Origin of the sequence: Radiobacillus sp. PE A8.2, assembly GCF_045635475.1 — a bacterium.
GTDB lineage: Bacteria > Bacillota > Bacilli > Bacillales > Amphibacillaceae > JBJGXI01.
The window spans coordinates 1-20651 of sequence record NZ_JBJGXI010000061.1 but is presented as its reverse complement, the minus strand read 5'-3'; the positions used below and the strand labels follow the sequence as shown (position 1 = coordinate 20651).

Annotated in this window: 25 protein-coding genes; 17 read left to right on the top strand and 8 right to left on the bottom strand. The window is 37.8% G+C overall.

Translation table 11 applies throughout. The annotated features are described in order from the left end of the window. Nucleotides 1-240 precede the first annotated feature (240 nt). The 6 genes from ACI6MV_RS22385 to ACI6MV_RS22360 all read left to right on the top strand — a co-directional run bounded on the left by ACI6MV_RS22385 (nt 241) and on the right by ACI6MV_RS22360 (nt 5582). Nucleotides 241-1065, top strand: coding sequence for a sulfite exporter TauE/SafE family protein (locus tag ACI6MV_RS22385; RefSeq protein WP_407272555.1), 825 nt, complete (start codon nt 241-243; stop codon nt 1063-1065). 10 nt (nt 1066-1075) lie between these two features. After that, nucleotides 1076-2458 carry a bifunctional metallophosphatase/5'-nucleotidase gene (locus ACI6MV_RS22380; protein WP_407272554.1) on the top strand — a complete coding sequence of 461 codons (1383 nt, stop codon included), beginning with the start codon at nt 1076-1078 and terminating at the stop codon, nt 2456-2458. 58 nt (nt 2459-2516) lie between these two features. Next, on the top strand, nt 2517-2822 hold the full coding sequence (locus ACI6MV_RS22375; protein WP_407272564.1) for a YunC family protein: 306 nt from the start codon (nt 2517-2519) through the stop codon (nt 2820-2822). A gap of 123 nt (nt 2823-2945) precedes the next feature. After that, entirely contained in the window at nt 2946-3683 is a 738-nt protein-coding gene (gene yunB / locus ACI6MV_RS22370; protein ID WP_407272553.1) for a sporulation protein YunB, read from the top strand. A 250-nt stretch (nt 3684-3933) separates the two neighbouring features. Next, nucleotides 3934-5472: a sodium-dependent transporter gene (locus ACI6MV_RS22365; RefSeq protein ID WP_407272552.1), complete on the top strand. Its 1539-nt coding sequence runs from the start codon at nt 3934-3936 to the stop codon at nt 5470-5472. A 2-nt stretch (nt 5473-5474) separates the two neighbouring features. After that, a complete protein-coding gene (locus ACI6MV_RS22360; protein WP_407272551.1) occupies nt 5475-5582 on the top strand; it encodes a MetS family NSS transporter small subunit in 108 nt (35 codons plus the stop codon). Nucleotides 5583-6076: 494 nt separating this feature from the next. Here ACI6MV_RS22360 and ACI6MV_RS22355 read toward each other — a convergent pair whose 3' ends face one another. Together ACI6MV_RS22355 and ACI6MV_RS22350 are read right to left on the bottom strand one after the other, a co-directional pair. Beyond that, complete coding sequence (locus ACI6MV_RS22355; RefSeq protein WP_407272550.1) at nt 6077-7054, bottom strand: M23 family metallopeptidase; 978 nt, start codon at nt 7052-7054, stop codon at nt 6077-6079. Nucleotides 7055-7170: 116 nt separating this feature from the next. Next, nucleotides 7171-7767, bottom strand: coding sequence for a YhcN/YlaJ family sporulation lipoprotein (locus ACI6MV_RS22350; protein ID WP_407272549.1), 597 nt, complete (start codon nt 7765-7767; stop codon nt 7171-7173). 176 nt (nt 7768-7943) lie between these two features. On the opposite strand from ACI6MV_RS22350, the gene ACI6MV_RS22345 reads away from it, so the two are divergent. Then, the gene (locus ACI6MV_RS22345) at nt 7944-8219 is read left to right on the top strand and encodes a YutD family protein (RefSeq protein WP_407272563.1); all 276 of its coding nucleotides are present in this window, start codon (nt 7944-7946) and stop codon (nt 8217-8219) included. 32 nt (nt 8220-8251) lie between these two features. Here ACI6MV_RS22345 and ACI6MV_RS22340 read toward each other — a convergent pair whose 3' ends face one another. Beyond that, nucleotides 8252-8536, bottom strand: a complete 285-nt coding sequence (locus tag ACI6MV_RS22340) for a cytosolic protein (RefSeq protein ID WP_407272548.1) — start codon at nt 8534-8536, stop codon at nt 8252-8254. A 157-nt stretch (nt 8537-8693) separates the two neighbouring features. On the opposite strand from ACI6MV_RS22340, the gene ACI6MV_RS22335 reads away from it, so the two are divergent. Continuing rightward, nucleotides 8694-9131, top strand: a complete 438-nt coding sequence (locus tag ACI6MV_RS22335; protein WP_407272547.1) for a DUF86 domain-containing protein — start codon at nt 8694-8696, stop codon at nt 9129-9131. A 427-nt stretch (nt 9132-9558) separates the two neighbouring features. On the opposite strand, the gene ACI6MV_RS22330 is transcribed toward ACI6MV_RS22335, so the two are convergent. Beyond that, complete coding sequence (locus ACI6MV_RS22330) at nt 9559-11124, bottom strand: hypothetical protein (protein WP_407272546.1); 1566 nt, start codon at nt 11122-11124, stop codon at nt 9559-9561. 127 nt (nt 11125-11251) lie between these two features. Then, nucleotides 11252-11761: a phosphatidylglycerophosphatase A family protein gene (locus ACI6MV_RS22325; protein WP_407272545.1), complete on the bottom strand. Its 510-nt coding sequence runs from the start codon at nt 11759-11761 to the stop codon at nt 11252-11254. A 129-nt stretch (nt 11762-11890) separates the two neighbouring features. Here ACI6MV_RS22325 and ACI6MV_RS22320 point away from each other — a divergent pair, with 129 nt between their 5' ends. The 4 genes from ACI6MV_RS22320 (at nt 11891) to thrB (ending at nt 16682) form a co-directional block, all read left to right on the top strand. Beyond that, a complete protein-coding gene (locus ACI6MV_RS22320; protein WP_407272544.1) occupies nt 11891-12865 on the top strand; it encodes a protein kinase family protein in 975 nt (324 codons plus the stop codon). Between the two features lie 554 nt (nt 12866-13419). Continuing rightward, entirely contained in the window at nt 13420-14712 is a 1293-nt protein-coding gene (locus ACI6MV_RS22315) for a homoserine dehydrogenase (RefSeq protein WP_407272543.1), read from the top strand. 3 nt (nt 14713-14715) lie between these two features. Then, nucleotides 14716-15780, top strand: a complete 1065-nt coding sequence (thrC, locus tag ACI6MV_RS22310; RefSeq protein ID WP_407272542.1) for a threonine synthase — start codon at nt 14716-14718, stop codon at nt 15778-15780. Further along, complete coding sequence (gene thrB, locus ACI6MV_RS22305; RefSeq protein WP_407272541.1) at nt 15777-16682, top strand: homoserine kinase; 906 nt, start codon at nt 15777-15779, stop codon at nt 16680-16682. The genes thrC and thrB overlap by 4 nt, the downstream gene beginning before the upstream one ends. A 60-nt stretch (nt 16683-16742) precedes the next feature. Here thrB and ACI6MV_RS22300 read toward each other — a convergent pair whose 3' ends face one another. Further along, nucleotides 16743-16967, bottom strand: a complete 225-nt coding sequence (locus ACI6MV_RS22300) for a NifU family protein (RefSeq protein WP_407272540.1) — start codon at nt 16965-16967, stop codon at nt 16743-16745. A 179-nt stretch (nt 16968-17146) separates the two neighbouring features. Between ACI6MV_RS22300 and ACI6MV_RS22295 the strand changes: the two genes are divergently transcribed. The 5 genes from ACI6MV_RS22295 (at nt 17147) to ACI6MV_RS22275 (ending at nt 19982) form a co-directional block, all read left to right on the top strand. Next, entirely contained in the window at nt 17147-17467 is a 321-nt protein-coding gene (locus ACI6MV_RS22295) for a YuzD family protein (RefSeq protein WP_407272539.1), read from the top strand. Nucleotides 17468-17549: 82 nt separating this feature from the next. Continuing rightward, nucleotides 17550-17789 (top strand): YuzB family protein, encoded by a 240-nt coding sequence (locus ACI6MV_RS22290; protein WP_407272538.1) that lies wholly within the window; start codon nt 17550-17552, stop codon nt 17787-17789. Nucleotides 17790-17828: 39 nt separating this feature from the next. Beyond that, nucleotides 17829-18689: a diaminopimelate epimerase gene (gene dapF / locus ACI6MV_RS22285; RefSeq protein ID WP_407272537.1), complete on the top strand. Its 861-nt coding sequence runs from the start codon at nt 17829-17831 to the stop codon at nt 18687-18689. Nucleotides 18690-18770: 81 nt separating this feature from the next. After that, nucleotides 18771-19133: a HesB/IscA family protein gene (locus ACI6MV_RS22280; protein ID WP_407272536.1), complete on the top strand. Its 363-nt coding sequence runs from the start codon at nt 18771-18773 to the stop codon at nt 19131-19133. A 432-nt stretch (nt 19134-19565) separates the two neighbouring features. Then, complete coding sequence (locus ACI6MV_RS22275; protein ID WP_407272535.1) at nt 19566-19982, top strand: hypothetical protein; 417 nt, start codon at nt 19566-19568, stop codon at nt 19980-19982. Between the two features lie 84 nt (nt 19983-20066). On the opposite strand, the gene ACI6MV_RS22270 is transcribed toward ACI6MV_RS22275, so the two are convergent. Next, nucleotides 20067-20204, bottom strand: a complete 138-nt coding sequence (locus tag ACI6MV_RS22270; RefSeq protein ID WP_407272562.1) for a DUF4083 family protein — start codon at nt 20202-20204, stop codon at nt 20067-20069. A 217-nt stretch (nt 20205-20421) separates the two neighbouring features. Further along, nucleotides 20422-20651: hypothetical protein (locus ACI6MV_RS22265; protein WP_407272534.1), on the bottom strand; the 230-nt coding region annotated here is incomplete at its 5' end.

Below are 20651 nucleotides of genomic sequence, written 5' to 3'. Positions count from 1 at the left end.
TACGTCGGGTGATTGGAGCTCCAGGCAGTCGACTCCTGTGGGAACAGCACGGGCTGAAGATCCACTCAGAAGCGCTCTTTGCTTCTGAGTTAGCTGAAGCCGTGCCCGCGGAGAGCGACTGCCTGGAGCGGAAATCACGAGCACTACGTTACGACTCATTCTAGCTATTATGCGTATTAACAACAATCGCTTAGAAACAGCCTAAAAAAATACTTAAATTCGTTGATCGAAGGGATTCTTTTGGTTTTTATAATTTGTTTAGCAGTTGGATTTGCAGCAGCATTTTTCGGTAGCCTAGTAGGACTTGGTGGTGGTACAATTCTTGTGCCTATCCTGTTATTATTACACGTTTACCTTGACGATTTTGCATGGGTTATACCGCAAACGGTTGTTGGTATTTCGTTGGTGGTAATGGTTTTCACAGGTATATCATCAAGTATTTCTTATTTTAAATCGAAAAGAATCGATGTTACTAGTGGATTTGTTTTCTTAATCGGATGCATCCCCGGAGGTATTCTCGGTTCATGGCTGAATCAATTTATTGATACGAAAACATTTTCTATTTATTTTGGTTCGGTGATGGTTTGTATGTTTTTTACATTTTTTATTAAGAGATCACCAAAACAAATAGAAAATAATCATAATAGTAAGTGGTCGTTAAATAGAAGTATAAGCATAGATCAGACTGCATACACATACTCGGTTCCTTGGGGCGGAGCAATCATACTTTCATTTATTGTAGGTATTCTTTCTGGCCTGTTTGGTATTGGCGGGGGGTCATTAATGGTGCCTGCGATGATTTTGTTGTTTGGATTTCCGCCACATATTGCTACGGCAACGTCGATGTTTATGATCATTTTCTTAAGCAGTTTTAGTGCAGTTACACATATAACACTCGGCAATGTTCCATGGCAATATGTCTGGTTATTTATCCCGGGAGCGTGGATTGGCGGAACAATTGGTGCCAAAGTGAACCAACGTTTAAATGCAAATACGGTACAATGGGTACTAAGAATACTATTAGTGATCATTGGTGTTCGTTTAATTTGGCAAGGCATAGGATAGGGGTATTTATATGCTTGAAAAACTTTTCATCTATTATAGTAATGACCTACATAGCCACTTTGATAATTGGGCGAAGCTTGTTGGCTATTTTAACGACAAAAAGCACCAGAGAGAAAGAGAAGGGCAATCGCATTGGCTAGTTGATATCGGCGATCATGTTGATCGTTCTCATCCAATTGCAGAAGCGATGATGGGTAAAGCAAATGTTGAATTACTTAGTGCTGCTCAATATGATATCGCTACGATCGGTAACAATGAAGGTATTACACTTGATTATCAAGATTTATTCCATTTATACGATGAAGCCACCTTTGAAGTAGTGTGTGCTAATTTAGAAAATCATAAGGGAGATTCACCATCATGGCTAAAAAAAACACATCAAGTAATATCACAGCATGGTGTTACGATTGGATTTATCGGTTTAACTGCTCCTTTTAATGCATTTTACCATCAGCTTGGCTGGCATGTAAGGACGCCATTTGAAGTATTGGATGAGTCAATAGATGAACTTAAGAAAGACTCTGACATCATTATTTTATTGTCTCACTTAGGAATAAATGAAGATGAAGAAATTGCCCGAAGGTATTCTGATATTGATGTCATAATCGGTGGTCATACCCATCATTTATTCCGTCATGGAGAGTACATTAATACGGTATTGCTGACAGCAGCAGGAAAGCACGGCTATTATGCAGGTGAAGTGATTCTTTCTTGGGATCACAAACAAAGCAAATTAGTCGATAAACAAGCGTATACAACAAGAATAGATGAATTAACTGGTGATCAGGCAACATCAAAAAAACTAGAAAGTTTAACAACACAGGCAAAAAACATCCTTAGTAAGACGGTAACAACTTTAGCTGAACCATTACATGTCGATTGGTATCATGAGACAGCTTTAATAAATAAATTAGTAGATACGTTACAAGCATGGACGAATGCTGATGTTGCCATGTTGAATGCAGGTTTGTTGTTACAGGAATTACCCGCAGGTACGGTAAGCTATCTTGATGTGCACCGGGTTTGTCCACATCCGATTAATCCTTGTGTTGTCCAACTCACAGGAGCGGAATTGTTAGAGGTAATCCGTGGCAGCTTTACCGATGCATTGATGAATCTGCAACTTAAAGGATTTGGTTTTCGCGGTGAGGTTATTGGACGGATGGTGTTCAGTGGAATCAACGTCGAAGTGGGTCAAGATGGAAGACAAATTAAACGTGTTTCGATTAATGATGCTCCCGTGGAAAAAGAAAAAACATATCATGTAGCTACCGCTGATATGTTTACTTTTGGTAAGTTATTACCCGAGATCGCCCGCTCTCCTTATAAAAAGTATTATATGCCAGAATTTCTGCGTGACCTTCTTGTCGATACTTTAAAAGATAACTTTTAGACAAGTCACAAACACACACTTTCTCCATATATTGATAGGAGAAAGGGGTGTGTATATCATGATTTCTGTTTCACCTTTAATTATAGATAACAAACCATTTACAGCAACACAAGTGAAATTGCCAAAAACGAATCTGCTTATCATTTCCAATGAAGTTGGCTATGTCATGTGCGGCGCACTTGACGTGGATTTGCTAAGTAATAAGCTAGCAGAGCGAAAAATTGTAGCAGCTAGAGCAGTAGGTGTAAAAACAATCGAAGCATTGCTAGATGCCCCATTAGACAAAGTGACAACAGAGGCGGAGAATTTCGGCTGGAGAGAAGGCATGAACACGAAAGAGGCATTACTAAAGATTGCTGAGTAAGTTTTATATGGAAAAATATATTTTATAAATTCTAACCCTCTTCATACAATCATATTGTTTTGTAAGGGGGTTTTTAACGTGCGAACAGGGCCTAGGTTTAAAAGCAATATAACTCCACCTCCCATGAAACATATTTTCATCATAACGTTTATATTGTTTGTCCTATCCATTTTTATTAGTATTATCGTTATTAATAATAAAATCACACCAATATTGATAGAGATAGCACAATATCGTACAGAGCAACATGCGAATCGGGCGATGGGGATTGCGGTAAATAAAAAATTAGTGGAAGATTTAGATACAGAGGATTTGATTGAGATTGACTATGATGAGGAGGGTAATGTCGTCTCTTATGGATTCAATCCAGTTGTTCAAAACCGAGTGCAACGTAATATTCAATACCGTGTGGAGAACTTCTTAGCGGAACTCGAAAAAGGGAATATTCCAGATCAAGGGGCACCACTGGACGTAGAATTAGATCAGGAAGAACAGCCTTCATCTGAAGCTGTTAGAGAAAAATCCAATCTTATTGAAATACCTATTGGTCAAGTATTGGGAATCCCTCTGCTTGCTAATTTTGGCCCAAGAATACCGGTAAATATAGAAACAACAGGATTTGTTAGTACCGAGGTGAAAAGTTCGGTGCTAGATCTTGGTATTAATAATACGTACATCGAAATGTATGTTTTAATTGAAGTGGAATTGCGCGTGTTGATCCCGTTTGAATCTGCACCCGTTCATTTGGAACAGCGAATTCCAATAGGAAACAGAGGAATTAATGGGGAAGTACCGTATTACTATAATGATGGTGGTGGAAATGCTGGAGATATTTCCTTACCGATTGATCCTTCCTTTTAAACGGAATCTAAAACAGTAGATGTTATCATTAAGTGATCAAACTAGAATGGAAGTATTAGGTATATTTCTAATGCTTCCATTTTTTGTATTTAAATCCTGAATAAGTTAATAAATATCTCTTTACACGTCATGTAAGCATGTTTATAATAATAAAATGTCAGAATAAATAAAACTTTATAAACATTCTAGGATTTACTTTTGCATAAAAGTAAAAGGAAGGCATTTTAACCTTGGAAAGGGGAGTATTACTATGGAAAATCGTTCACAATGGGGATCACGTTTAGGTTTCCTTTTAGCAGCGATGGGTTCAGCGATCGGCTTAGGAAATATTTGGCGTTTTCCAGCAACAGCGTATGAAAATGGTGGAGGTGCATTTTTTCTTCCATACTTATTTGCACTTTTAACTGCGGGTATTCCATTGCTAATTATGGAATACACGATTGGTCATAAGTTCAGAGGATCAGCACCAAGAGCTTATAGTCAAGTTAGCAAAGGTATGGAATGGATTGGCTGGTGGCAAGTAGCCGTTTCATTTGTTATTTCCGTGTATTACCCTATTATCATTGCCTATGCAATCATGTATTCATATTTTTCATTCGGTACACAGTGGGAAAGTGCGGATTCGCCAACTTTATTTTTCGTACAAGATTACTTGAATTTATCTAATGCTGGTACTTTTGGTTCAATGGTACCTCATGTTCTATGGCCATTGTTAGCCGTATGGGCACTGGTTTTTATTATCCTTGGACTTGGAATTAAAAAAGGTATTGAAGTTGCCAACAAAATTTTCATCCCTGCACTTATTGTGTTATTCTTGATCATTGTTGTTCGTGCTGTAACTTTACCAGGTGCATTAGATGGACTAGATGCATTCTTCAAGCCGGATTGGTCGATGATTAAAAATGGTCAAGTTTGGGTGGCGGCATATGGGCAAATTTTCTTTAGTTTATCGATAGCATTTGCAATTATGATTACTTATGCTTCTTATTTACCGAAAAAATCAGATCTAACTAATAATGCATTTATTACAGGGTTTGCAAACTCTTCATTTGAACTGCTAGCAGGTATAGGTGTATTTGCAGCATTAGGATTTATGGCTAATCAGGTCGATAAACCAGTTTCCGAAGTAGTTGATGGCGGAATTGGTTTGGCATTCATGGTATTCCCGGAAATAATTAGCCAAATGCCTGCTTCAGGATTCTTTGGATTCTTATTCTTTGCATCACTTGTTTTAGCTGGTTTATCTTCCATGATTTCTATCTCTGAAACATATGTAGCTGGATTGCAAGAAAAGTTTAATATTTCGCGTGGAGCTGCTATTGCAACTGGTGTCGGTTTAGCTACCCTTTTATCGTTGTTCTTTGCTAATCAAGGTGGGTTAAATTTACTCGACACAGTCGATCACTTTATTAATAGTTATGGTGTAGCATTGTCAGGTCTATTTGAAGTAGTTGCAATCGCATGGTTTGCAAAATCATTAAAAGACTTCCAAAACCACGCTAATGACGTATCGGATATTAAGATTGGTACTTGGTGGAGAGTATGTCTTGGAATTATTACACCGGTTGTACTCGGGTTCATGATGCTACAAAACCTTAGAACAGAAATAACTGGAACTGTTGATGAAGAAACGGGTGAGCTTCTGTTCTACGGAAAATATCCAGTCGACTTCTTATTCAATTACGGATGGCTCGTAGCTGTGGGAGCAATCTTTGTAGGTGCGTTACTAACGCTGAAAAAATGGCCAAACTCTTCAGATAATAAGTCTAAGGAAGAGGAGGGTGCATAATTATGTCAGGTGGAGCAATTACAATGGCGATCATTGGTGTAGTTGTGATTTGGGGAGGACTTGCAGCTAGTATTATAAATGCAGTTCTAGTTTCAAAAGCAAATAAATAAATATTTAAAACCCTTACCACATCATTCAGTGGTAAGGGTTTTTCTTTCTCTATGGAAGTAAAGAAATTTGTACAAGTGTCTAGCTCCGAGCGCCAGAAACTACACGACTTCACGAATCGCCTTACGCTAAGTGATCATCGATTCAAGTTTAATGGAAGGTCGACTAAGAGAGGACTTGTCGTCCAACGTCGACATACCCCTTTTGCAGGGGGATAATTCCTTTATCTCAGTCGATTCGCTCCAGTCGCTACGTTTCTCGGGCGGCGCTCTGCGCGCTTTTCTTACTGTCCAGGAAATTATAAAATTAAACAACTGTGGATATCTTACTAAGTTATTTAGCCACATCCAGCTCCAGCACCCAGCGACTAGTGAGACAACACCCGCCTCCGTACGATAAGTCAACATCGGTTCACTTCGTTCACCGTGTTTCCTTTATTTCCTACGGTTCAGTCCAGTCCATACGTCGCTAAACGGGCGCTTGCGCTTTTGTTTCTCTACTTTTTCTTCCTCGCTTGCTGCTCCCAACGTTTTAAATATGGATAAGGGTCAAACGACCACTCGCTATATCCATTGTCTTTATACATGCCATAGTGCAGGTGTGGTGGGAATTTACCTGACGTTCCAGGTGGCCCGTATCCAGTTGCCCCCACTGAACCAATCACATCACCAGGCTTTACAACGTCTCCTACTTCAAGGCCTTCTTGGTAACCATTTAGATGAGCATAATAGTGATAGTTACTTCGTATATCTCTAATACCAATTCTCCAACCACCAAAGCGATTCCAACCCTTCATCTCAACGACACCATAGGTAGTTGATTTGACCGGTACACCGTAGTTGGCAAAAATATCTGTGCCTTCATGTATTCTTCTTCCACCGAAGCCGCGCGCATCTCCCCACGTGTTACGATAGCTATAGTTGTGTTGAAGCGGAATCGGAAAATCATTGTCATTTAATGCAATCGTATCAAAAGTTTTATAAACTTTGGCGATATTGATAATGGTTTGAACTGATAAGTCCCTTTGATAATAACGCCATAAAGCAATTTTTATGTCATCCTTAGAGGAACCAAATGTACGAAGATAGTTAGCAGTTGTGTATAAAATATCTTCATTGTTCTTACGATCTGCCAAACCATCCCCGTTACCATCTTGTCCTATGCCATTAAACAATGAAATCATATATGATTCGTTGCTATTCGTAATATTACCTGCACCATACCAATCAAACTCGGGTATTGTAATAGCTATTAAATCTTCCGATGCAGTTTCTTTTTGTGTATTACGCTCATATTGGTCGATGGCAGCAAGGTAATACCAAGGGATCATTGTAAGTGCTTCTGTTTTTTTATAAAGTGCCATTCTTTGTTCATCTTTATCCACTTCTTCTTCTGCTGACACGTAAGATAAATGTGCTATGTTTGCGGTGATACATACACATACGATTACGATAAATCGACTAATTGTAAGCATTAAAACATTTTCACCTCCTGATAGACCGTCACTAGTATGTAGTGTGTACGACATGAGCAGAAAGATAAATGGAAAAAAGCACCCTATCCTAAATAAATAGGTTCAGGTGCCAAATTTTACTTGTTTTCATTTTCCATATTATTGTTTTCGCTCACATACTCTCCCTGAGGATGTTTCTTCATGTCATTAATAATATTTTCCAGCGTCTGCTCGTAATTATCATTCAATGTTGTAGAATTTTGTAAGCTTTGAATGTCACGAAAAGATACTGCTTGATCAGAAACGTAGATATCATAAAATCGAGGTAGTATCGAAAGACCGGTTTTCTTTACGATTGAAGCTGCTTTGTTTCGGTCTAGATCATCAGGCTTCTGATAAGCAATCAATACCTCATCATCGGTTACAAGTGTTGCAACTTGTTCAAAGCCCTCATAAGTCAAAATCATGCGGCTAATTGTGTCCGCCATTTTTTGTCTGTTAACAGTAACAACCTGTGGTTGGTCATCTGTCATTTCAAGTTCATCTTTGTTGTAATTGACATAACCAAGCTGACCATTTAAATCTCCATTTGATTGTGCAGGCTCCATAAACTCATCTAAGTCATTATCCGCTTCCTCGGTTCGATCAGAATCAGCATTATTTGTACCTGCACAGCCAGCCATAATAAGCAGTGGTACAATTAAAAATGAAAGAACGTACTTTTTTAAGACCATGATTAACCCTCCTGGTAAAATAAATCTCCCCATGTCTTAGTTTGATTCCTTTTTCAAAATACATGCTAGTAAATCATATCCTAAAAAATGAATTGCTTGGGCTATTGCTTTTGTTAGTTAAAAAAGATTAAAATTATGATACACTAGAACGAGAAATTAAGGGGTGAAAGTTGTTGATAATAGAAGTCCAAGGTAATAAATATGAAATCATTGAGGATGTAAAGAATGGATATAATAATGATGTCCTACAGGAACGTTACAGTGATATCTTAAGCAAATATGACTTCGTAGTTGGTGATTGGGGTTATGAGCAGTTACGATTAAAAGGATTTTATGATGACCAAAATCCAAAAGCTACGTTTGATACGAAAATAAGTACATTAGACGATTATTTATATGAGTATTGTAATTTTGGATGTGCGTACTTTATTATGAAGCGCCAAACAGACTAAGGTAGCTACCCTAAGAAAAAGGGTAGCTCGTCTTATTTATCTTCTTCATTTGGCTCAACATCACCATCATGATCATGGATAGGGTGTGCACCATCCTCCTGTCTAGGAAGATCTTGGTGCTGATCTTTATCAGGAAAATTGAAGGCACTATAATATCGTTGCCCTTCTTTCCATGGCGTACTTTTATTTTGTACTGGTTTATCCTTATTTATTGGTGAGCCATATGGGCCTTCAGGTAGCTGTTCTGGTATTAAATAATTTCTTCCAGCTTCCACGTTAGAAAAGTCAGAGTATTTTTCCTCATCTTCATTGAACATCAGATAACCTCCTGTTATATCCTTATTTTTTCCGAGACAAGGTTTATTATCCATGCGTCCTATCTTTTTTGCCTGATCTGCATGTTTTGCGTACTAGCAATAATTCGAAAAAAATTATGGTATGATAGTGGGGAGTAACGAGTAGGAGGAAGTAACAATGTATTTTGTTGATCGAAATAAAATTGAAGAAACACTTTTATATATGGAAGGTTTGTTACAAGAATTAGAACAGCATTCATTTGAGTCCTTTTTAGAGAAGCTTAGTCTCGAGCGTATATCCCAGATGATTATTGAATCGATGCTTGATGTTGGTAATATGATGATTGACGGATTCATTATGCGCGATCCGGGAAGCTTTTTTGATATTATTGATATTCTCGTCGATGAACGTGTATTGCCGGTTGATCAAATCGATAATTATAAAGAAATAATTGGTTTAAGGCAGAAGTTAGTAAAAGAATACTTAACGGTAAATCATGATTTTATTTTTGAAACAATGAACAAGCATTTCGATGAGTTAGAGCAATTTAGTACACATATTCGTACATATTTGAATAATGAGCTTGATGTAGTAACAGCATTTTCTAAAGAATAGATAAGTCGTAATTGAAGTAAACTCCGTCGTAACTTGGAGAGTGCTTGCACCGCTCCGGAAATCCACTTCGCTTTCCGCGGGGGGCTAGTGAGCCACTATTCCCGCAGGAGTCGAAGTTCATTTCCTCTGATGGAATAGTTTCCTCACGCTTTTCTACAATTTGAAATACTAAGCAAGTGGAGGCAGAATACCTCGACTCCTGCGGGAAAAAAGAGCAGGGACGAGACCCCGCAGAACGCAGTTCGAGGAGGCTCGTCGCTCCCCGCGGAAAGCGAAGTATTCTGACGGAACGGGTGATAGCACTATCCCAAGCACTACCTTACGACGGAGTTTAGCTGTTTTGCGCATTAACCACATTGCAAAATAATCATAAATAAAAAGAAATGCCCCTGATTTGTGAAAATCAGGGGCAATTTGTGTTTCGTTTCTATATTAAATATGGCCCAAAGAATATTGTTAATAATAAGATGTGAACTAAGATAAAGTAGAAAGCATCAATTGGTCTGCTCCAATCCTTTCGTCTTGCTCCGAGCAATGTAGTGAGATGAGCGATTAAGGCGAATCCAATAATATAGACAAAATCGCTATTCGTGAATGTTAAGTAGTCAGGCCCATTTTGATAAACATTGTCAATAAACAAATTGTCCTTAAAAAGCAAAGCTGTCAATAAATAAACACCGACACCACTATAATAAATCCAACTAGGATCTCCATCGATTACTCTGCGATTAACTAATAATCCTAGCGAGATAAGTGTAAACGGTACTAAATACCAGATTGCCGTTACAAACAGGGTAAATAATGAAACAGATAGCATACCGAGTGTTTTACCTAGTGCATTTAAGAAATCATCACGATTCCACGAATCTGCTCGATTAATAATCTCTGGATCATTGGATGAAACATACAATGTGCTATTAGCGCCATCTTTTTCTAACCATAATACTTGATTTTCCATCATCCATGCAGGCTTCGTAGATAATCCACTTGTATTACTACGACGTTGTACAACCCATTCCCCATCATGTTCAACAGCTTGATAGATGTTAAATGCATCTGCATCCTTAAAGGTAGTTTCTGTACTTCCTAAAGCTGAAAAGAGCAGATTAACTTGACTATCAACATATGCAATAGAAATGTCGCCTACTTCGTCTAAAACGTAGTCCGATTTCGGATCACCGAATGTTAGTTCCATAAGCTGTGTCTGTTTCGCATCTGAAATATTTGTTTCCATAAATTTGGTCGTGATAATTGGAGTGCCGCCACCCTGTGGTTTTCGCTTTAATTTCAAAACCACTGCAAGTTGATCTTCGTTGATGGCGTAATTTAATTCAACAACTTGCTCATCGTGACCAATTGCAAGAGAACTTTCATATATTATGTCAGCTTGATCTTTAGTAAGATCAAATAATGTGAGATGTAATTGATTCACATCTCGCGTGTAAGTAAACAAGACATTTTTGCCATCATCTGTTTGTTTAGGAATTACGCCTTCTGGTTCACGATCGAATGTTACCAATGGATAAGATTGATATGTAGTTGGATCAAGCTTATACAAGGTTAATTCCTTTTGATAAAATAGGCTTGTTGAAAGTGGAAAAAATCCATTAGCAGCAGTAATTTGTTCGTTGGTTTCCCCATCGTAAATATGATAATAATCGTGATATAGTACCGTATTCTCTGCTATAAAAGCTTGCGTCCATTTATCAAAAGGAAGATTTTGGTATGCTTCTTTTGTAACGAAATTAAGATTTTGATCATATATATCCTGAACTAACGTCTCATTTTCGAAATAAGTTAATGCTAGTTGATTATCTTGTTCTGTTATAATAGGTGCTTTATTCCCGCTTAATTCTCCAATTGGTATTGCGCGGCTCCAATCATCTTCAGGTACTTCTGTTACTTCTAACAGGTTTTGAAAGAATAAAATTCCTGTTCCCACGGTTAAGAATAAAACCGGTATGATCCAATACAAGCGTTGACTTAGTTTCATATGTATGACCTACTTTACGATAATTTTATTAGACAACTAAAAATATTAGCACAATTTACATAAATATGGAAGTGTAAAAAGGCGCAAAAAAACCTCGCATGGGCCGCGAGGTTTCATTAAAAAATAATTAATCAATGTCACGATCATTAGCCGCCGAGTGAGCTAAACGACTAGATGCCGCAGCAGCGATGGCTCCCACTAAATCATCCAAAAAGGTATGACATTGTCCGGTTGATTTATCGTTAAGCTTTGCCAAGATTCCTGGTTTTTGTTTATCGATATAACCATAGTTGGTAAATCCGATAGAGCCGTACACGTTTACGATAGAAAAGGCAATTATTTCATCAACACCGTACAAGCTTTCATCGATGCTAATTGCTTCTTGCAACGGTTCTTCCAAAAGTTTTTTCTCCGCTAATACATCCAACTGGATTCCAGTGATAATCGCATTTTGTACTTCACGCTTCATTAATACTTTGTGTACATGATGACGGCAATCGTCCATTGTTAAATTATCCTGGTATTTATTTTGTAAATAGTAAACGAGATCAGCAATATCATCAATTGTTACACCACGCTCTTGTAACCAAGACCTAGCTTTTTTTTCTAATGCTGTTGCATTTGTGTGTTGTTCCATGTTCATCCACCTAACATTAAGAATAGTATTTTACTAATATACCCATCAAGGATTTCCTCATTAGAGTTCAGATTGCCCAATTGTTATCATAGACTAAATCAGAAGCTTAGGAGAAAGGGAGATGTCAAATTGAAGCAATTATTGTCCCAGTATGTGGGTGATTTTCAAGGCAGGAAGACAACAGTAAATGGCGTTCCTGGGTATACAAATGGTTATGATTTTTATTTTATCACTCCTATGGAAAACATTGAAGAGATATACTTTGAACAAAAAATAGTTAGTGATTTTATAGCTTCTAACAATATCGGAAATATTGCATCCCCAATCGCTAATCAATCCCAACAATTAAGTACGCGGTATGAGCAACAAGACTATGTTGTAATGCACACGCAGCTGAAGAAACAACAGGAAATTCGTACCCATCCAGAAGCATTAGCTTATTTTCATCACATTGGTTCTGCTTATCCATATGACCCACCCCATATTTCAAGCTATGGGCAATGGCGAACACTGTGGGAAAACAAAATTGATGTTTTCGAAAAATACTACCAGCAGCAATATCAGGAGCGACCAGTGTCACGTTATCAACGTCTACTAATTGATACATTCCCATATATTATTGGATTGTCGGAAAATGCTATTCAATATTTACAAGAATCGGAACAAGATTGGCGATTCCATGAATATGATCGTGCCTGTATTACTTTTGCCCGCTATACAGATCAAATCCAGCAGTCGGTAATCTGGTCCAATCAGTTTGTCTATGACCACCCGACCCGGGACATTGCCGAAGTCGTTCGTGGATATTTGCTCGAAGAAGGTGGCCAAGGAATTTCCAAGGCGAGCAAGTTTTTAGCAGAATATGATCGGGTAAGGTCGTTATCGATTTTTAGCTGGCGGCTTTTGTACGCGCGCTTATTATATCCTGTTCATTTATTTGATTTTATAGAAAATGGAATGGTAAGCAAAAATCATGAGCTTTTGTATAACGACTATCATGTGTTATTAGAGCGACAAGCAGCATATGAGAACCAGTTGAAAATATTTTATAAGGAAGTAAACATAGACGCAGTTGCAGCTAGCATACCACAGCTGGATTGGTAAAAATTATGGGAGGCGCTTTCTAGTTAGATTGGAAAGCGTCTTTTTATTTAATTTAAACAGCGGCGGAGGAAAACCACCCCTTTCCAAGGACTGCTTCTTTGCCCGCCAAAGAGGAGTATGTTTCCACAGCTTAGTATAGTTTATCCAGAGCAATTATGTCATCGGGGACTATTGCCACAGGGCGATGGAGTCGCTGACGGTCACCAGTGCTCTTATCTGTGACAAAATAGGCATAATTAAAATTGTGCGGCCACCAGCGCGCTTAATTTAGTAATATGATTGCCTCAGTGGGTTTCTTTTAGAAAATAAGGGCTTTGGTGGCCGGCAAATTATCGTAACTGGAACTTTAGGCAAAATAAGCGCTTGTGTGGCCGCCAAATCATGTTAGCTCTCACTCTGCGCTTTTTTACTTGCAGCGCTTTCTTTACCAACTTCTGCTTAAATTCACTGTTTTTGGGCAGATTTACCTTGATAAAGCATAGTTGTAACGGTATAATGTCCACTATAGATAAACAGTTGTATTTGCAAAAGGAACAAAGGGAGGCGGCGTAAGCTTGAAACAAATTAATGTAGGATTATGTGGCTTAGGAACGGTTGGGACTGGTGTTGTTAAGATTTTAACTAATCACCAGGAACAAATTAAATATAAACTTGGTACCGAAGTTGTAATAAAAAAAGTGCTTGTTCATGATGTTAATAAGAAAAGAGATGTAGAAATTGATCCGAGCTGGCTTACAACAGAAGCGGATGAGCTTGTAAGCAATCCGGAAATCGATGTGATTGTCGAAGTTATGGGTGGAATTGAAGATACCCACCTACTTTTAGAAAAAGCACTTCGAAATAAAAAGCACATTGTAACAGCTAATAAAGATCTAATGGCGGTTCATGGTCAACAGCTATTAAGATTGGCAAAAGAAAATAGTTGTGATATTTTTTACGATGCTAGTGTTGCAGGTGGCATTCCAATTCTAAGGTCATTATCAGACGGTCTTGCTTCCGATAGAATTCAGAAAATTATGGGTATTGTTAACGGAACAACTAACTATATTTTAACAAAAATGTCTGATGAACAGTTAGATTTTGCTTCAGTCCTGCAAGAAGCACAGGACTTAGGTTTTGCTGAAGCAGATCCTACATCCGATGTAGAAGGCATAGATGCGGCACGTAAAATGACGTTGCTTGCTAATCTAGCATTCAAGATGGATATCGCTTTAGAGGATGTTGAAGTAATTGGTATTACTGGCATTACCCAAGAGGATATTAGTTTTGCTGATAGTCTTGGCTATACGATCAAACTAATTGGAATTGCATCTAGTCATGAGGGTAAAGTTGAAGTAAGTGTTGAACCAACATTATTACCACATGAACATCCATTAGCGATGGTTAAAAATGAATATAATGCGGTGTATGTACATGGGGAAGCTGTAGGAGAGACAATGTTCTATGGTCCAGGTGCAGGTAGCATGCCAACGGCAACTGCAGTCGTATCCGATTTAATGGAGGCTGTTAAAAATATTCGTTTAGGTATTAGCGGGAATTCCTATATTACGCCACAGTACCAAACACAGTTAAAAGAAAATAATGAAAAGTTTATGAAATATTTCATCCGAATGGAAGCAGATGATGAAGCAGGAACATTCTCAAAATTAACGAATGTATTTACAAATGAAAAAATTAGCTTTGCAAAAATATTGCAACTACCAGGAAGCAGTAAAGGTACAGCAGAGGTTGTCATGGTTACGCATAAAATAAGTAAGCAACAGTTAATTAATAGCTTAGAAAAACTGAAAAGCTTGTCTGTAATAAAACGTATGATCAGTTACTACCGTGTAGAAGGGGAGGAATAAATAATGGCAGGATGGAAAGGGCTATTGTCCGAATACAAACAATATTTACCAGTTAATGAAACAACACCAACACTTAGTTTACAAGAAGGTAACACACCACTAATCAAATTAGAATCTTTTTCCGAACAACACGGACTGGATGTCTATGCAAAAATAGAAGGTGCAAACCCGACTGGATCATTTAAGGATCGTGGCATGGTTATGGCAATGGCTAAAGCAATGGAAGATGGCGCAAAAGCCGTTATTTGTGCCTCAACAGGAAATACATCGGCGTCAGCGGCAGCATTTGCTGCTCGTGCCGGATTAAAATGTATTGTCGTGATCCCAGAAGGAAAAATTGCTCAAGGCAAGCTAGCACAAGCAGTTATGTATGGTGCTGAAATATTTTCAATTGAAGGTAACTTTGATGACGCGCTAAGGATGGTACGAAAGATTAGTGAAACAGGAGCAGTGGCATTAGTGAATTCTGTTAATCCTTATCGAATCGAAGGTCAAAAGACTGCATCGTTTGAAATTGTCGATGTGCTTGGTAAAGCTCCAGATTATTTATTTATTCCGGTTGGAAATGCTGGTAACATCACAGCATATTGGAAAGGATTTAAAGAATATAACGAAATTAAATCCTCTGGCCTGCCGAAAATGATGGGGTATGAAGCGAGTGGTGCAGCAGCTATTGTGCATAATCGTGTATTCGAAAATCCAGAAACTGTAGGAACAGCGATTCGTATCGGAAATCCTGCTAGCTGGGATAAGGCTGTTGTTGCTAGAGATGAGTCACAAGGCTCGATTGATGAAATAACAGATGAAGAAATGATTGAAGCTTATCAGTGGTTAGCAGAAAATGAAGGAATATTTGCTGAGCCAGCGTCATGTGCTTCGATTGCAGGATTATTTAAGGCAATTAAGCAAGGTCAAGTGGAACCAGGTTCGACAATCGTATCGGTATTAACAGGTAATGGACTTAAAGACCCGAATACAGCGATTGATTATAGCAAGATCAAACCACGTGTTTTACCTAACGATGAAAAGATTGTTACACAAGAAATCGTAGGTAGTGTAATGGTATGAGTTGGGTAATTAGAGTTCCATCGAGCACAGCGAATATCGGTGCAGGATTCGATTCTATTGGTGTGGCGTTAAATTTGTATTTAGAATTAACCGTTACACCATCGGATCGATGGGAGTTTATCTCTGTTTCTGATTGTTTAAATGAAATTCCTACCGATGAAACGAACTTTGTGTATCAAATTGCTAAACAAACCGCTTCGAAATACGGTAATAAAACGTTGCCTTCTTGTAGAGTAGAGGTTAAAAGTGAAATACCGTTAGCTCGAGGTCTGGGAAGTAGCTCAACGGCAACAATTGCAGGTATTGAATTGGCTAATGTACTACTTGAATTAAATATGACAGAAAAAGATAAATTAGAGATTGCTGCAGAAATTGAAGGTCATCCGGATAATGTAGCCCCCTGTTTAATGGGTGGTTGCGTTATCGGGCATTATGATGGTGAAGTAGATTGGATTAAAGTGCCTGTTAGTGGCGTTACTTTTGTTGCAATTATTCCAGAGTTTGAGTTGAAAACAAAAGATGCAAGAGCAGCTTTACCGGAAAGCTTTAGCTTTGGAAGAAGTGTGCATGCAAGTAGTGTTGCTAACGTCAGTGTCGCGGCAATATGTGCGCAGAACTGGAGCTTATTAGGAAAAATGATGAAGAAGGATTTATTTCATCAACCATACCGTAAAGAGCTAATTCCGCATTATGATGAAATAGCTACATTCGTTGAAGATAAAGCGTATGGCACTTTTTTAAGTGGGGCTGGTCCAACGATGATTGCGATTGTAGACGACCAAGTTGTCGATGCAGAAATCCCGCGTTGGAAAAAACAGTTCCCCGAATTTCAATGGTTGCCGTTACAAGTAGAAAACGAAGGCTTGAAAACATTAAAATTAGACGTTTCCTACCAGGAATGAAAAAGCGGATAGTTAGCTACACTAACTATCCGCTTACCGTTTATATTGGCATTCCATCAATTAAAATACTTGTTCTATTTCCGTTACGCCAGGAACTTCAGCCATTAAGGCACGCTCAATTCCAGCTTTAAGTGTGATCGTCGAGCTAGGGCAATTACCGCAAGCGCCCATTAGACGAAGACGCACAATGCCATCAGAGTCTACATCGACCAATTCTACATCGCCACCGTCGCGTAAAAGGAATGGACGTAATTTATTTAATACCTCTTGAACTTGTTCATCCATCATCCATCTTCTCCTTTCAACTTCATATATATTATAAATTGTTTTTACGAAAAAATCTATTATTGACTACCGATAGTCCATGGGAAAATGTTCAAAATCATATATAATACATATTTTATTTTAACTTTAATCTGTTCTTTTGTAAAATATAAATTAAGGAAGATAGAGGAGGAGCACGCATGGAACAATCACAAGTAAAACTTACGGTCTACGGTGCCACGCAAACGTGCCCAAGCTGTGTTGGTGCACCGGGTTCGATTGATACGTATGAATGGCTACAGGCCGCTATATCAAGGAAATACCCAGAGGCAGCTATTGAGTATGAATATATAGATTTATTTGAACCTCCTGCTAACGAAGCACATCAAGCATTTGCTAAGAAAGTGCTCGAGGAAGATATCTTTTATCCGGTAGTCTTGGTTAATCGTACAATTGTCGGAGAAGGTAACCCACGTTTAAAAACAATTTACCATGCGTTGGAGATGGAAGGAATAAGATAATATGTGCGTTTAGATTGCCAATATACTTGTGACAAGCTATGTTTGTTATAGGGGATTCATCTTTACTAAAGAAAGAGGAGCGATGATGAATCCAACAATTGAATTTTGTGTAAATAATTTAGCAGAAGGATCACAAAAAGCAAAAGAAGAGTTAGAAAAAGATCCTGATTTAGATGTGATCGAATATGGATGCACCAGTTTTTGTGGGATTTGTTCACAATTTTTATTTGCAATTGTGAACGGAGAACCTGTAATGGCTGATTCACCAGAAGAATTAGTTGAAAATGTTTATAAATATATTGAGGAGAATCCCCTATTTTAATAGCGAACAATATAATAGATACAAGAGGCGGTGTTACGGATGGAGATCCCGTTTACAAAAATGCACGGTTTAGGAAATAGCTATATATATATTGATTTATTTAACTATACGATCGAAGAAAAGCACTTATCTCAACTAGCTATCGATGTTTCCAATAGTAATACGGGAATAGGTTCTGATGGGCTTATATTAATTCATCCGAGTGATAAAGCAGCGGTAGGCATGCGGATTTTTAATAAGGACGGATCGGAAGGCAAAAATTGTGGAAATGGGCTTCGTTGTGTTGCTAAATACGCCTATGAAAATAAGCTAGTAGAGGATAAAACATTTACGATTGAAACGAAAGCAGGAACAGTTGAAGCAACTGTGCACGGGGAACGTCCTGCTATTGATGAAGTAACTGTAGATATGGGAAATCCTATCCTTCAACGTCATTTAATTCCAATGGAAGGCGACGACGCGGACGAAGTTATTTCCGAATCATTTAATATTTCACATCATCCCTTAGAGGTTACCGCAGTTTCTATGGGCAACCCACACGCCGTCTTTTTTGTTGAGAACATTGAAGAAGCGCCTTTATATGAACTAGGACCTGTAATTTCCAAAGATTCACGCTTCCCTGAAGAGGTAAATGCGGAATTTATTGAGATGATTTCTAGCAAAGAAATTAATTTTCGCGTCTGGGAGCGTGGTTCAGGCGTAACGCAAGCATGTGGTACAGGTGCCTGTGCAGCCGTGGTTGCGGCGGTTTTAAATGATTTTTCGAGCAAGGATGAAGAGGTTTGTGTACATTTAAGCGGTGGAGATCTATTCATTACGTGGCAACAAAACGGGAATGTTAAAATGAGAGGAAAAGCCGAGACTACTGCTTCTGGTAGCTACTTCTGGGAACAAAGCTAGTGCAGCAATGATCAAGCAACCTGCTTGCGTTTTCCTTGTATAGTAGATAAAATTATGGTGATAAAAAGGAGGGAACGTTACATGGTTATCCAAATTACGGACGATGCGAGTCTTCAAATAAAAGAAATGATGAAAGAAGAAGACCAACAGAATGTTCGCCTTCGTTTCGGTGTAAAAGGCGGAGGCTGCAGTGGACTTTCTTATTCAATGGGATTTGATGCCGACGTCAATGAAGAGCTTGATGTTGTAGAAGTTATTAACGATATTCCAGTTACGATATATAAACAAGATGTAGCAATTATTGAAGGAACAAAAATTGACTTCAAACAAAACATGATGGGCGGCGGATTCACAATCGATAATCCGAACGCAATCGTATCATGTGGCTGTGGTTCTTCGTTTAAAACTGCCACAAACGCTGGTGCACCAGACCCTAATTGCTAACGGACATTACCAGAACTCAACGAGAACAAGTGGATAATGTTGGATTGCTCTGTGAAGCAAGGAAAACAGCTGTTCATATGAATAAAAACGAGCCCTTTAATTGAATATTTAGGTTTGTTGAAAACAATCTTCTTGGCGATAAAGTTAATCGTTAAGGAGGTTGTTTTTTTGTTTAATCTAATTGGTGTTATACTTCGACTAACCTTGTAAATATTTTTAATAGTTTGCTTTATAACCAAAAAAATAAGATTATTCAGAATAATTATGGTAAGATAAGGATATCGTTTGGGATAAATTAGGACTGATCAGTAGCTAAATAAAGAGGTATCGATGTGGCAGATCATTAAGTATTGAAATAAAGTGAAGTAATGTGGAAGAAGATACAGCTGAAATTTATCTACTTGTCAAAATAAGTGGTAAGGAGGCTTATAGGTGTTCAAAAAAATATTGATTTACGGACTAATTATATTTTTACTTGCCGCTTGCAGTAAACAAGATGTTGTAGAAGACAAATCAATGCCCAATATATCTTTACAAGATGTTAAAAATGCTATAGCTGAAAAAGAATTAGAATTAAAAGATGCAGATTTACCTAGTGGAAATATATTTATTCAAAAACTAAATGGTGTACCACCTCAAATATATTTTTTAGATGGTTCTGCCCTATCTATTTATGTATTTTCCGATGTTGATGCACGAAAAGAAGCTATGGATGTTTTTGAAGAAAAAAGTGCTACTGCGTCATTGGAACCATACAAAACTTTTACTGCACAAAACGTGTTAGTCTTTTACGTAGAGGGCAGCGAGGAAAACAATAACAAATTGATGAATATTATCAAATCTCTATAGAAGCTCCATTTGTTAGATTTAATTAATAACGGAATCGAATGCTTAACAGGGTTACTCGTTTTCTTTGGTTGAGGTATAGGATAATTATTCCATTAGAATTGGGGTGTTTCTGCTGATATATTGATGCAGGTGGTTATAGTCAATCTCATGTTCCTTCTGTAGTAGTTCTATAATTCTGTCTAATTTTTGTTCAATATATTGATTTTGATTATCATAATTTATTATCTTTTAAACAGTGAACCAACTGCGTAAAAGATAAGGGCTAATATCACAATAAATATAATATTTAACAATAGATACCATCCTATACTACCAATTGTCTCCATATAACAACTTCCTCCCATCTTATATTAAAGGTTCTTTCTTAAATAACTGCTTTCATCAACATCTCTAATATATAGAAATATCTAAGTTCACTCTGCCTAAGCAAACGATTTTTTCACAACATATATGCGGATACTCCTAGAACGAAAATCGTACTTATAAGTAACAATGTAAAAACAGCGTGTTTTTTCTGCCTGTTAACTATCATTTCGATAAGCTGAACTACATTAGATAATCCTAAAGATAAGAGCATACCGAAAAGTAACAAATTTAGAAAATCAGTAGAAGCATCCGGATTTACTAATCCCGAAATAGATGTGATTAGAACCCGCACTGCAAAGTAAA

Bases quoted from the DNA above. Each gene is read 5' to 3' on its own strand.
- dapF (WP_407272537.1), top strand. From the start codon at position 17,829: ATGGAGATCCCGTTTACAAAAATGCACGGTTTAGGAAATAGCTATATA.
- ACI6MV_RS22325 (WP_407272545.1), bottom strand. From the start codon at position 11,761: ATGGAACAACACACAAATGCAACAGCATTAGAAAAAAAAGCTAGGTCT.
- thrC (WP_407272542.1), top strand. From the start codon at position 14,716: ATGGCAGGATGGAAAGGGCTATTGTCCGAATACAAACAATATTTACCA.
- ACI6MV_RS22380 (WP_407272554.1), top strand. From the start codon at position 1,076: ATGCTTGAAAAACTTTTCATCTATTATAGTAATGACCTACATAGCCAC.
- ACI6MV_RS22330 (WP_407272546.1), bottom strand. From the start codon at position 11,124: ATGAAACTAAGTCAACGCTTGTATTGGATCATACCGGTTTTATTCTTA.
- yunB (WP_407272553.1), top strand. From the start codon at position 2,946: ATGAAACATATTTTCATCATAACGTTTATATTGTTTGTCCTATCCATT.
- ACI6MV_RS22340 (WP_407272548.1), bottom strand. From the start codon at position 8,536: ATGTTCAATGAAGATGAGGAAAAATACTCTGACTTTTCTAACGTGGAA.
- ACI6MV_RS22295 (WP_407272539.1), top strand. From the start codon at position 17,147: ATGGAACAATCACAAGTAAAACTTACGGTCTACGGTGCCACGCAAACG.
- ACI6MV_RS22360 (WP_407272551.1), top strand. From the start codon at position 5,475: ATGTCAGGTGGAGCAATTACAATGGCGATCATTGGTGTAGTTGTGATT.
- ACI6MV_RS22300 (WP_407272540.1), bottom strand. From the start codon at position 16,967: ATGGATGAACAAGTTCAAGAGGTATTAAATAAATTACGTCCATTCCTT.
- ACI6MV_RS22280 (WP_407272536.1), top strand. From the start codon at position 18,771: ATGGTTATCCAAATTACGGACGATGCGAGTCTTCAAATAAAAGAAATG.
- ACI6MV_RS22335 (WP_407272547.1), top strand. From the start codon at position 8,694: ATGTATTTTGTTGATCGAAATAAAATTGAAGAAACACTTTTATATATG.
- ACI6MV_RS22355 (WP_407272550.1), bottom strand. From the start codon at position 7,054: ATGCTTACAATTAGTCGATTTATCGTAATCGTATGTGTATGTATCACC.
- thrB (WP_407272541.1), top strand. From the start codon at position 15,777: ATGAGTTGGGTAATTAGAGTTCCATCGAGCACAGCGAATATCGGTGCA.
- ACI6MV_RS22375 (WP_407272564.1), top strand. From the start codon at position 2,517: ATGATTTCTGTTTCACCTTTAATTATAGATAACAAACCATTTACAGCA.
- ACI6MV_RS22290 (WP_407272538.1), top strand. From the start codon at position 17,550: ATGATGAATCCAACAATTGAATTTTGTGTAAATAATTTAGCAGAAGGA.
- ACI6MV_RS22365 (WP_407272552.1), top strand. From the start codon at position 3,934: ATGGAAAATCGTTCACAATGGGGATCACGTTTAGGTTTCCTTTTAGCA.
- ACI6MV_RS22350 (WP_407272549.1), bottom strand. From the start codon at position 7,767: ATGGTCTTAAAAAAGTACGTTCTTTCATTTTTAATTGTACCACTGCTT.